This is a genomic window from Terasakiella sp., assembly GCF_048267425.1.
In the GTDB taxonomy this organism is placed as follows: Bacteria; Pseudomonadota; Alphaproteobacteria; order Rhodospirillales; family Terasakiellaceae; genus Terasakiella.
Map to the genome: position 1 here is coordinate 15,175 of NZ_JBLWXN010000002.1, position 12,843 is coordinate 28,017.

The 12,843-nt window shown below is 50.6% G+C and carries 8 protein-coding genes and 1 riboswitch; of the genes, 1 reads left to right on the forward strand and 7 read right to left on the reverse strand.

The window, feature by feature from the left end; genetic code table 11:
- Nucleotides 1-155 precede the first annotated feature (155 nt).
- From gcvP to ACN0VA_RS03280, 6 genes are read right to left on the reverse strand one after another with little or no spacing between them, the layout of a single operon-like run.
- Complete coding sequence (gene gcvP, locus ACN0VA_RS03255) at nucleotides 156-3,014, reverse strand: aminomethyl-transferring glycine dehydrogenase (RefSeq protein WP_417819759.1); 2,859 nt, start codon at nucleotides 3,012-3,014, stop codon at nucleotides 156-158.
- Between the two features lie 27 nt (nucleotides 3,015-3,041).
- Nucleotides 3,042-3,407, reverse strand: coding sequence for a glycine cleavage system protein GcvH (gene gcvH, locus ACN0VA_RS03260; protein WP_417819760.1), 366 nt, complete (start codon nucleotides 3,405-3,407; stop codon nucleotides 3,042-3,044).
- A gap of 16 nt (nucleotides 3,408-3,423) precedes the next feature.
- Nucleotides 3,424-4,524: a glycine cleavage system aminomethyltransferase GcvT gene (gene gcvT / locus ACN0VA_RS03265; RefSeq protein WP_417819761.1), complete on the reverse strand. Its 1,101-nt coding sequence runs from the start codon at nucleotides 4,522-4,524 to the stop codon at nucleotides 3,424-3,426.
- Between the two features lie 30 nt (nucleotides 4,525-4,554).
- Nucleotides 4,555-5,958 carry a dihydrolipoyl dehydrogenase gene (gene lpdA, locus ACN0VA_RS03270; protein WP_417819762.1) on the reverse strand — a complete coding sequence of 468 codons (1,404 nt, stop codon included), beginning with the start codon at nucleotides 5,956-5,958 and terminating at the stop codon, nucleotides 4,555-4,557.
- 15 nt (nucleotides 5,959-5,973) lie between these two features.
- On the reverse strand, nucleotides 5,974-7,254 hold the full coding sequence (gene glyA, locus ACN0VA_RS03275; protein WP_417819763.1) for a serine hydroxymethyltransferase: 1,281 nt from the start codon (nucleotides 7,252-7,254) through the stop codon (nucleotides 5,974-5,976).
- Nucleotides 7,255-7,276: 22 nt separating this feature from the next.
- A complete protein-coding gene (locus tag ACN0VA_RS03280) occupies nucleotides 7,277-8,659 on the reverse strand; it encodes an L-serine ammonia-lyase (RefSeq protein ID WP_417820307.1) in 1,383 nt (460 codons plus the stop codon).
- A gap of 217 nt (nucleotides 8,660-8,876) precedes the next feature.
- Nucleotides 8,877-8,966, reverse strand: a riboswitch (glycine riboswitch).
- A 250-nt stretch (nucleotides 8,967-9,216) separates the two neighbouring features.
- Between ACN0VA_RS03280 and fdhD the strand changes: the two genes are divergently transcribed.
- Entirely contained in the window at nucleotides 9,217-10,032 is an 816-nt protein-coding gene (fdhD, locus tag ACN0VA_RS03285; RefSeq protein ID WP_417819764.1) for a formate dehydrogenase accessory sulfurtransferase FdhD, read from the forward strand.
- Here fdhD and ACN0VA_RS03290 read toward each other — a convergent pair.
- Nucleotides 10,029-12,833: an FAD-binding and (Fe-S)-binding domain-containing protein gene (locus tag ACN0VA_RS03290; protein WP_417819765.1), complete on the reverse strand. Its 2,805-nt coding sequence runs from the start codon at nucleotides 12,831-12,833 to the stop codon at nucleotides 10,029-10,031. The two genes, fdhD and ACN0VA_RS03290, sit on opposite strands and share 4 nt — an antisense overlap.
- Nucleotides 12,834-12,843 lie beyond the last annotated feature (10 nt).

Here is a 12,843-nt window from a genome sequence, read left to right on the forward strand (position 1 = left end):
CCTCTCTCCCAACACCGGAAAATGCAAGGGAGAGAGGATACCCAAAGGTCTTGAAAAACAAAGGTTACGGCACTTGCTTTTCATCGACCACGCCCGCCTGAACATCTGTAGGGGAATTTTGCTCAGGCGGTCATCTCTCTCGTGATTTTTATTTATTATTCAGCCGCGTCGGCATAGTCCTCCAAAGGTGGACAGGAACAAACCAAATTGCGATCCCCGTAGGAATTATCAACCCGGTTTACCGGTGCCCAATATTTGTCGACACGGAAGGCACCCGGCGGGTAACAAGCCTGTTCACGGCTGTAAGGACGATCCCATTCACCAACAAGATCCTCCACCGTATGTGGTGCATTCTTCAACGGGTTATTTTCCCCGTCAATTTTGCCATCTTCGATATCTTGTGCTTCGGCCCGGATGGCTAACATGGCATCACAGAAACGATCCAATTCTGCCTTGGTTTCACTTTCTGTGGGTTCCACCATCAAGGTTCCGGCAACCGGCCAGCTCATCGTCGGGGCATGGAAGCCACAATCGATCAAACGTTTGGCAACATCGTCTACGCTCACACCTGCACTGTCTTTCAACGGACGGGTATCAAGGATACATTCGTGAGCCACACGACCGGATTTAGAGGTATAAAGAACCTCAAACGCGCCTTCCAGACGTTTGGCGATATAATTGGCGTTCAGGATGGCAACCTTTGTGGCTTGCGTCAGTCCTTCCCCACCCATTGCCAGACAATACGCCCAGGAAATCGGCAGGATGGAAGGGGAACCAAACGGGGCAGCCGATACCGGACCGACAGCCTCGTTCAATTCAGGATGTCCCGGCAGGTAGGCTTTAAGGTGTTCGCGCACCCCGATCGGTCCCATGCCGGGACCGCCACCACCGTGGGGGATGCAGAATGTTTTATGCAGGTTCAGGTGCGACACGTCCCCACCGATTTTACCCGGCTGGGCCAGACCGACCATCGCGTTCATATTGGCCCCGTCGATATAGACCTGACCACCGTGTTGATGTGTAATTTCGCACACTTCGCGCACGGTTTCTTCAAACACACCATGTGTGGATGGATACGTAATCATACATGCGGCCAGATTATCGGCATGTTTTTCCGCCTTTTCGCGGAAATCGGCTACATCAATATCGCCGTTTTCTGCCGATTTCACCACCACGACTTTATAGCCAACCATTTGCGCCGTTGCCGGGTTCGTCCCATGCGCTGATGTTGGGATCAAACACACATTGCGATGACTATTGCCTTGTGCATTATGATAATTACGAATGGTAATCAGGCCTGCATATTCGCCCTGTGCACCCGAATTCGGCTGCATGGAAATCGCATCATAGCCCGTGATCTGGCATAATTTATCAGATAAATCATCGATCATTTCATAATAGCCATCAACCTGATCGCGCGGTGCGAACGGGTGGATATCGCCAAATTCCGGCCATGTAATCGGGATCATTTCCATTGTGGCATTCAGCTTCATGGTACAAGACCCGAGCGGGATCATGGCCCGATCCAGTGCCAAATCACGATCCGCCAATTTGCGGATATAACGTGTCATTTCAGACTCTGCCCGGTTCATGTGGAAAATCGGGTGAGTCAGATATTCTGATGTACGTGCAACATCACTGGGCAGACGATAATCAAGGGCAATCGTCGGATCATCTTTCATATCGTTACCACCGAACGAAGTCCAGATCGCCTCGATCGTTTCTGGGCGGGTCTGTTCATCCACACTGATCCCGATACGGTCATTGCCGATTTTGCGCAGATTGATCCCATTGGCAACGCCAGCATTCAGGATCACACCCTGCATGGAACCAACTTCAACCGTGATGGTGTCAAAAAACACATCCGGAGAGACTTTGAAACCGAGTTTTTCAAGACCAACCGCCAAACGAACCGCATGTTGATGAATGATTTGCGCAATCGCCTTAATCCCATCGGGACCGTGGAAAACAGCATACATGGACGCCATAACCGCCAGCAAAGCTTGCGCCGTACAGACGTTGGATGTTGCCTTTTCACGACGGATATGTTGTTCGCGTGTTTGCAAGGCAAGACGATACGCCTTATTGCCGCGACTATCGATGGACACACCAATAATACGGCCCGGCATGGACCGTTTATAAGCATCACGTGTCGCCATATAAGCTGCGTGTGGACCACCAAATCCCATCGGCACGCCGAAACGTTGTGTGGACCCCACAGCAATATCAGCGCCCATCTCGCCCGGTGCTTTCAAAACAGCCAAGGCCAGCGGGTCCGCAATCATAACGGCCAACGCCTTAAATTCATGCAGGTTTTCGATAATCGCTGTGAAATCCCGCACATCCCCATAAGTTCCCGGATACTGGAAGACCGCACCGAAAACTTCATCGGCTTTCAAGTCCGTATCAGGGTTGCCGACAACAATTTCGATCCCAATCGGTTCAGCCCGTGTTTTCATCACCGCAATATTTTGCGGATGGCAGTTTTCATCAATAAAAAACGTTGTGGCCTTGGATTTAGAAGCCCGTTTTGCCATTGTCATGGCTTCGGCTGCAGCTGTCGCTTCATCCAGCAAAGACGCATTCGCGATATCCAACCCGGTCAGGTCTGCCACCATTGTCTGGTAGTTCAGCAAGGCTTCCAGACGGCCTTGACTGATTTCCGGCTGATAAGGCGTGTAAGCGGTGTACCATGCCGGATTTTCCAGAATATTGCGCAAAATCACTGGCGGGGTCATGGTGCCGTAATAGCCCTGCCCGATTAGAGAAGTCAGAACCTTGTTCTTTTTGGCAACACGGCGCAGGTGGAACAGGGTATCGCGTTCGGATAACGCATCCCCCCAATCAAGTGCTTCTTGCTGGCGGATGTCGCGCGGGACCGTTTCATCAATCAGGCTATCGAGGCTATCTGTCCCGATCACCTCCAGCATTTTTTCCATCTCTTTAGGGGATGGGCCGATATGACGGCGATTGGCAAAATCATACGGTTGGTATGTCGTCGGTTTAAAGGTCATCTATAGATCCTTTCCAATCCAAAAAAATTAGGCAATCAACGCCTGATAAGCATCTTGATCCATCAATGCATCCAACTGTGACGCATCCGCAATCTTGATTTTATAAAGCCACGCATCGCCTTCCGGGCTTGCATTCAGCATACTTGGGTTATCGGCCAAATCGTCGTTGGCTTCAACAACTTCTCCGCCCACCGGGGCATAAATTTCACTGGCGGCTTTGACACTTTCAATCACACCGATTTCATCATTTTGATCAAAGGTATCGCCAGCTTCTTTCAGTTCAACAAACACAATATCGCCAAGTTGCTGGGCGGCATGTTCACTGATGCCGACAATGGCAACATCGCCGTCAACGACAATCCATTCATGGTCTTCGGAAAAATATTTGGACATTACGCGTTCCTTTTACTTAGCGTTTGTAGTTCTGTTGAACAAATGGGGTTTTAACGATTTTTGCAGGCAAAAGCTTGCCGCGAACAGAAAGTTGAACTTCGGTATCAGGGGCGGCAAATTCTGATGCGACATAGCCAAGCGCCACCGGGCCTTCAAAGGTCGGACCAAACCCACCACTGGTGATCTGCCCGATTGACGTTCCATCCATAGAAACGACCTCGACACCATGACGGGCCGGCGCACGACCCAACGGTTGAATGCCCACCAGTTTACGGGTGGCACCGTCTGCCAGTTCTTTCAAAATACGATCTGCACCGGGGAAGCCGCCTCCTTCGCGACGACGTTTCTGCATCGCCCAGTTCAATTGTGCTTCAACAGGGGATGTGGTGGCATCAATATCGTTGCCGTACAGACAAAGCCCGGCTTCCAAACGCAGAGAATCCCGTGCGCCCAAACCAACCGGAGCAAGGTTTTCATCTTCCAGCAACGTTTTTGCAATCCGGGTGGCCTCATCTTGCGGGATGGAAATTTCATATCCATCTTCGCCCGTATAGCCCAGACGGGAAATACGGCATGTTGTCCCGAGAAATTCGACTTCCATCGTTTCCATGAATTTCAGATCAGCCGCTGCGGGTGCATGTTTGGCAACGACACTTTCAGCCGCAGGCCCTTGAATGGCAAGCAAGGCATGATCCGTAATTTCAATGACGTCACATCCCGTCAGATTATTTTTCATATGCGGAATATCTTGGTCACGCATCGCCGCATTGACCACCACGAATAAATAATCGCCCGCATTGGAAACAATCAGATCATCCATGATGCCACCCTCTTCATTGGTGAAGAAGGTATAACGCGCTTTACCTGCCGGCAAACCATCAATGTTGCTGGGAACCAGTGTCTCAAACGCTTTGGCCCGATTTTCGCCGCGCACGATGACTTGTGCCATATGGGACACATCAAACAAGGCCGCTTTGGTTCGGCAATGATGATGTTCGCCCATAATCCCCATCGGATAATTGATCGGCATGGACCATCCGGCAAACTCGACCATCTTGGCACCGAGTTCCACATGTAGGTCATAAAGGGGGGTCTTTTTTACGTTAGATGCAGACATGGAGTATTTCTTCCTTGTTTTAAAATCTGTTTAGGCATGAACCGCACGGTCCAAAACGTCGAGGCAGGCTTCCTTGATCGCTTCCCCAAGGGCGGGATGGGCATGACAGGTTCGAATAACATCGCGCACCGTGGCATTCACCGTCATGGCAAGCACCAGTTCAGCAATCAAATCCCCGGCATGGGGGCCAACAATGTGTGCCCCGAAAATTTTGCCACAATGGGGATCAGCCAAGACTTTGACCATGCCATCAACCTCGCCCGTTGCCCGTGCGCGGGAATTGGCGCGAAAGGCAAACGTTCCTTTGTCATAGGCGATACCGGCTTCAATCAAGTCATCTTCTGTTTTGCCAACACCGGCGATTTCAGGCGCGGTATAAACAACAGCCGGAATTTTAGCGTAATCCACATGAGCGTTTTGATGGGCAATCATTTCAACACAGGCAACACCATCTTCCTCGGCTTTGTGTGCCAGCATGGGGCCGGGGATACAGTCCCCAATGGCAAAGATACCGGGCTGGCTGGTCTGAAAATGATCATCCACCGCGATAAAACCACGCGCATCGCGTTGCACCGACAGATCATCCAACCCCAAACCATCAATGAAGGGGCGACGACCAGCCGCGACCAGAACGATATCGGCCTCCAGTTCTTCTTCGGTTTGCTTGGCAAGACGTTCCATACGAACTGTCAGGGATGTATCGCCCTTATCAATACCTAGAACCTTGCGCCCCAAGGTAAATTTCAGGCCACTTTTACCCAACGCCCGCTGGGCGGTTTTGGCAATTTCGCTGTCCATACCCGGCAGGATGCGGTCCAGATATTCCACAACCTTGACCTCAGCCCCCAGTCGCGCCCAAACCTGACCGAGTTCCAAACCGATCACACCGGCACCGATAACCACCATTTTCGCAGGCACGTCTTTTAAGGCCAACGCCCCGGTGGAGGAAACAATACGTTCTTCATCAATTTCAATACCGGGCAGGCTGCTTGGTTCAGACCCGGTGGCAATAATGATGTTCTTACAGTTGAGTTCCTGTTCACCATCGGTTGTTGTCACACGAACCCGTCCAGCCTCTATAATACGGCCCCAGCCTTGAATGTAATCAACACCGTTCTTTTTAAACAGAAACTCAATCCCCTTGGTTAAATCACCAACGGTTTTATCTTTACGCGCCATCATGGCGTCCAGATCAACGGAGACACCATCGATTTTAATGCCATGCGCGGCCATATGTTTGACAGCATCCGCATATTTTTCAGAGGATGTCAGCAACGCCTTGGACGGAATACACCCCACATTCAAGCAGGTTCCCCCCAATGTCCCGCGACCTTCGACACAAACAACCTTCATGCCCAGTTGGGCTGCGCGAATAGCTGCGACATAACCGCCAGGACCGCCGCCAATAATTACAATATCATACATTGTCGTCATGGTTTGCATCCTGCCTTAATACAACGGAAAACGGCGGCAAAGATCGACAACTTGTTCACGTACAGCCGCTTCGACTTCTGCGTTATTGTCTTCACCATGTTCAGCAATGCCGTCAATGACATCGCAAATTAGATGACCGATTTTTGTAAATTCCTCGATCCCGAACCCGCGTGTCGTGCCCGCCGGTGTCCCCAATCGAATACCAGATGAAATCGCAGGCGGTTGAGGATCAAACGGAATACCGTTTTTGTTACAGGTGATACCCGCGCGTTCCAGTGCCGCATCAACCACTTTGCCCGTTACATTTTTGGGGCGCAGGTCAACCAACATCAGATGGGTATCAGTCCCGCCAGACACGATATCGACCCCGCGTTCCATCAACACAGCCGCCAATGCCTTGGCATTATCCACAACATTTTGGGCATATTCTTTGAAACTCGGTTGCAAGGCTTCACCAAAAGCAGCAGCCTTGGCAGCGATCACATGCATCAATGGTCCGCCCTGCATCCCCGGAAAAACAGCCGAATTAAATTTCTTTGCCAAGGCTTCGTCGTTGGTCAAAATCATGCCGCCGCGCGGACCACGCAGGGTTTTATGCGTTGTTGTTGTCACCACATGGGCATGTTCAATCGGGGATGGATGTACACCACCCGCGACCAGTCCGGCAATATGGGCCATATCCACCATCAGGTAAGCCCCGACCTTGTCGGCAATGTCACGAAAACGGGCAAAATCAATAAAGCGTGGATAAGCCGACCCGCCTGCAATAATCAGTTTGGGCTGGCATTCAATGGCTTGAGCTTCCAACGCCTCATAATCAATTTGAGAGGTTTCCCGATCCACGCCATATTGCGCGGCATTAAACCATTTCCCCGACAAGGTCGGACGTGCGCCATGTGTTAAATGCCCACCCGCATCCAATGACATGCCCAAGATCGTATCACCGGGTTGTAACAATGCCAACAACACGGCCCCGTTGGCTTGTGCACCGGAATGGGGCTGCACATTGACGAAGCCAACGTTAAACAGGTCTTTTGCCCGTTCAATTGCCAGCGTTTCCGCGACATCCATAAATTCGCAGCCACCGTAATAACGCCGTCCCGCATATCCTTCGGCATATTTGTTGGTCAGAACCGAGCCTTGCGCCTGCAACACCGCCTTGGACACAATGTTTTCAGAAGCAATCAGTTCAATCCCTTCGGCTTGACGTTTCATCTCGTTTTGAATGCCGCTCATCAAGGCAGGGTCTGTCTCGGCGAGGTCTTGATGGAAGAAGTTTTCAGTTGTGTTCGTCATTTTTAAAAATCCTGTTAAATCTTTAGCACTCAACCAAATTGACGGCTAAACCGCCTTGGGAGGTCTCTTTATATTTGCTTTGCATATCCATGCCCGTCTGGCGCATGGTCTCAATCACTTTGTCCAGCGACACCATGTGCGATCCATCTCCGCGCAGCGCGAGGCGTGAAGCGTTGATCGCCTTGGTCGCCCCCATTGTGTTGCGTTCAATACAGGGCACCTGAACCAGCCCGCCAATGGGGTCGCACGTCAGGCCGAGATTGTGTTCCATACCGATTTCGGCGGCATTTTCCACTTGTTCGTTCGTGCCACCCAACACCGCACACAAGGCACCCGCCGCCATCGAACAAGCCACACCGACTTCGCCCTGACAGCCGACTTCGGCGGCCGAGATCGACGCCCGTTTTTTATAAATCGAACCAATCGCCGCTGCGGTGAGGAGAAAATCCAGACTGCCTTTTTCACAGGCACTGGGACAGAAACGTTCGTAATACGCCAGTACCGCAGGGATTACACCGGCTGCCCCATTGGTCGGGGCCGTCACAACACGCCCGCCGGCGGCATTTTCTTCATTCACCGCCAAGGCAAATAAATTGACCCAGTCCAAAACGGTAAGCGGGTCTTTCATCCCGGCTTCGGGACGTGTTGATAATTCCTGATGAAGTTTATAGGCGCGGCGTTTAACATCCAGGCCACCGGGCAAAATTCCTTGTGTCTGGCACCCTCGATCAATACAAGCCATCATCGCATCGCGTACACGTTTTAAAAACGTTTTGATGGCCTCTTCCCCGTGGGCGGCAACTTCATTGGCAAGCATAACCTCGGCAATGCTCAGATTATGTTTTTGTCCGTGCTCCAACAATTCTTTGGCCGAGGAAAACGGGTAAGGAATGTCCGGTCCCACGATTTTCTCACCGGCGTGTTCAAATTCATCACGATCAAGCACAAATCCGCCCCCGACAGAAAAGAACACCTGTGTGTAAAGTTCCTTTCCCGTTTCATCCCATGCCTTGATTTCCATCGCATTGGGGTGTTCAGGTTTGAAAACATTGAAATGAAAAAGCAGATCGTTTTCTTCATCAAATGAAATAGACTGGCTGCCCCCCAGCATCATCGTTTTCCCATCACGAATAGCTGAAACAATATCAGGCACACGATCAGGATCAACACTGCGCGGACGTTCGCCTGACAAACCTAGCAACACGGCCGTATCGGTGCCGTGTCCTTTTCCGGTAAGGGCGAGGGAGCCAAAGAGGTCGATTTTAACGCGGCTGATTTTTTCAATCAGACCACGGTTTTTCAATTCCGTACAAAATCGAAAACCTGCCCGCATGGGGCCGACCGTATGGGAACTGGATGGACCGATCCCAATGGTAAACAAGTCCATCGCGCTGAGATGCTGCATGGCCCCTTTGGGCGTGCGCACCGCGATAACTTCCGCATCCGTCTTTTTTTGTTGTATAAGGTCCGACAAAGGCACCTCCAAAACAAACCGCAAAATACGGTTTCATTGAACGATGCCCCCTCTGTCTTTGATACCTGAGATAGTCCCCGCCCAGACTTGGCTGATATCGGGTTGACCTTCGGTGGACCGGATCATGTCCGGTCTCTCTCCAGAGTCTCATCTTCCTGCAGTACGTTTGCCTGAGAGTTTCCGGGGCGGTTGCTCCTTCGGCGACAGCTTCTACCGCTGTCTCTCCCACAGGAATGTCAAGAGAAATGAATATGTATGAAAGCGGAATCCAAACCCCACCTTCCCTATTACGGTAGGTGACTTGAGAAGGAGTTGTCAAAGCCTTTTTTCACCCTTTGGTATTTATTGCAATGCGAACTGTTGATTTTCTGTTATTTCTTATGGGACGCTTTGATATTTTATACCGAAAATATTTTACGCTTATGCAGTGCACAATACAAAATATCACCCTATCAAATAAGGGCATTTAAAGGGAAGTCGCAATCTTCATGAACGATCCGTACCTGATCAAACCAGACCCGGAAAACGGCCTGACGACCACAAAAATTGAAGGTGTCGATGCGCAAGGCAACGCCATTGATCTTTTTACAGTGAATGAGCGACCTTTAAGCGTTTTCCTCAATAACCGAGAGATCGTCACCCTGATGACGGTCGGTGATTATCCTGAACTTTTGGGCCTGGGTTATCTGGTCAACCAGCATATGATCAATGATGACGATATCATTGAAATGATCGAATATGATGCAGAAATAGACACCGTCGTTGTGCGAACCGAACGCACAACCGATTATGAAGAAAAACTGAAACGTAAAATCCTGACATCCGGTTGCGGCCAAGGGACCGTTTTTGGCGACATCATGGACAATCTGGATCATGTCCACCTCCCTCAAAACGCCAACTTAAAAACAAGCGATATCGAAGCCTTACTCGCCACCATCAAAGCCACACCCAGCCTCTATCAAAAGGCCGGATCCATTCACGCCTGCGTTCTGTGTAAAAACGCCACTCCCTTGATTTACATGGAAGATGTGGGACGTCACAACGCGTTGGACAAAATCGCGGGCTATATGTACCAACACGATATGGTCGGGGGTGATTATGTTATTTACACCACGGGGCGCATGACCAGCGAGATGGTCATAAAGGCTGTTTCAATGGGCATTCCTATTCTTATCTCGCGCTCTGGGGCAACCCATTGGGCCTTGGAACTGGCCCAAAAGGCGGGTTTAAGCCTGATCAGTCGCGCCAAAGGCAAACGATTTATCGCCCTGTGCGGAACTGAGCGCATCATCTTTGATGATTAACGGCTACATTCATCCAACAAATAAACGATGGACCGATAAGGAAAACCTGCTTTTTCAGACAAGCCGATTTCACAGGTCCGGCTGGTCGAATAGCCTTCGCTGATCCCGTCCAAAGATCGATTGAGCTTACGCAAAGCATGTGCGTTCAATTCCGGTGTCGTAAACCCCTTGTCGCCTGCCCAGCCACAGCAGCCGACCCCTTCCGGGATAACAACCTCGCTGACGCATGCCTCGACAACCGCCTTCATTTTCACATCCAGTGCCATTTTTTGTGTTGAACAAGTCGGATGAATGGCGACTTTGCGATTTTGTTTTTGGATATTAAGGCGCGGCAATACCTGATCGTGCATAAATTCGGTCATATCCAGACAGTTCAAACTGTCCCCATTCATGCCTTTCATGCGGAAGCTGCAAGGGGATGTATCAAACACGATCGGATATTTCCCACCTTCAGACGCCTTAAATAGCGCCGCGCTCAGTTCATTGGACTTCCCGGTTGCCACATCAGTCAACCCCTTGCTGTCAAAGGGTTGCCCACAACATAGATCATTCAGACCGTCCGGGTAACGTACCTGAAAACCTGCACGTTTTAACAAACGTTCCGTCACCACAGGCAAAGGTGTTTTTTGAGCATCATTGCGCGCCGGTCCCATCGTGCGGGATGCACAACTGGGCAGATAGATCACGACATCACCGTCTTGTTCCACAGAGGGTTCCGGTTTAAATGAAATGCCACTTGGCATGGATGGGGTCCAGCGCGCCATTCGATCCCCACTGATTTTACGCATCCCATCCGTCATTCCCTGCATGACCTTAGACCCTAAAATCCCGTGAGCAAGGTCGGCGGCTTTTAAGCCCATTGCCGTCGCGTTCATCGCAACACCATAGTGATCGGCAAACCATTGTCCCAGTCGGGTGGACCCTTTACCCGCTTCGCGCCCACGCAGCATCTTGATCAAACTACCGGTTTCAATATCAACCGGACAGGCCGTTGCACATAAGCCGCAGGCTGCGCAGGTATCCATCCCCTGATAAACATACAGATCACGCAAAGCCATACTGTCTTCGCCCGCCGCATCTCGTCTGGAAATTTCTCGCCAACCAACAATGCGTTGGCGCGGGGTTAATGTTAAATGACGTGACGGACATTTTGGTTCGCAAAAACCACATTCGATACATTTATCGACAATTTCTTCCGATGCGGGAAGTGGCTTCAAATTTTTAAGATGAACATCTTGATCGTCATTGATAATCACACCGGGATTAAGCAGTTCTTCCGGGTCAAACAAGTTCTTAATCCGGCGCATCAAGGCAAAGGCATCAACGCCCCATTCCATTTCCACAAACGGCGCCATATTGCGCCCGGTGCCATGTTCGGCCTTTAGGGATCCATCATATTTATGAACCACCATTTCACAGACTGCATCCATGAATTTACCGTAACGTTCGACTTCGCTTTGTGTATTGAAGTCCTGTGTAAAAACGAAATGCAAATTCCCTTCTAAGGCATGACCGAAAATAATGGCTTCATCATAATGGTACTGCTTGAACAATTTATGCAGATCAACCACGCCCGCGGCCAGATGTTCAATCGGGAAAGCAACATCTTCAATAATGACCGTGGTGCCGGTTTCACGCATCGCCCCGACCAAGGGGAACAATCCTTTGCGGATCCCCCAGTAACGCGCACACACATTGGGGTCATCGGAAAATTCAACCGGATGGACCGTTTCAATATGAGCAAACGATTGTGTGGCCTGAACGATCTTGTCTTGCAGTTCCGTTTCATCTTCGCCGCGAACCTCAATCAACAAGGCGGTGGCATCATCGGGCAAGTCTTTTAGGAAAGCGGGCATGCCCTCTTTATCTTGCACCGATCGCAAGCCCGGACGATCCACCAGTTCAACGGCTGCAACCGGGGCCTCTTTCAACAGTTGAACGGCCTTCGCGGCAATTTCACAAGTTTCGAAATAAACCATTGCGGACGCTTTATAGGCATGTTCCACACAGGTTTCATAAGTGATTTCAGCGATAAAGCCCAAGGTGCCTTCTGAGCCGATCATCAAATGCTGTAAGATATCAATCGGATCGTCATAATCGATCAAGGCATTCAGGCTGTAACCCGTTGTATTTTTAATTTTGAATTTCTTGGTAATACGTTCTGCCAACACCGGGTCAGCCTGCACATCATGGTGCAGTTCGCGCAATCCATTCAACAGAGCACTATGACTTTGGCGAAACAGATTGACCGAGGTTTGATCCCCCGTATCCAATAAAGTCCCATCATGCAAAATCACCCGCATGGAAGACAAGGTCCGATAGCTGTTCTGCGCCGTTCCGCAACACATGCCAGACGCATTGTTCGCCGCAATCCCCCCGATCTTCGCCGCATTGATCGAGGCGGGATCTGGGCCGATTTTTTTACCAAACGGGGCCAGCTTGGCATTGGCCTGTCCCCCGATCACACCGGGTTGCAGGCTGACGCGACTTTGATCATCGGATAATTTAAACCCGTCCCAATTGTCCCCCAACAGCCCCAGAACACTGTCACTGACTGCTTGACCCGACAGGCTGGTCCCGGCGGCGCGAAACGTCACCGGTGTGTTAAAGGCCTTACATTGTGCCAGCAACTCCTGTACCTGATCTTCACTTTCCACCACAACCACAATTTTCGGGACAAGGCGGTAAAAGCTCGCATCCGTACCATAGGCCAATGTACGCAACGGGTCCGTTATCAATTGGCTTGCAGGAAATGTTTGTTTCAAACTTGCATGAAGATCACGGTAAGGAGACTGCAGCATATGTTTGTCT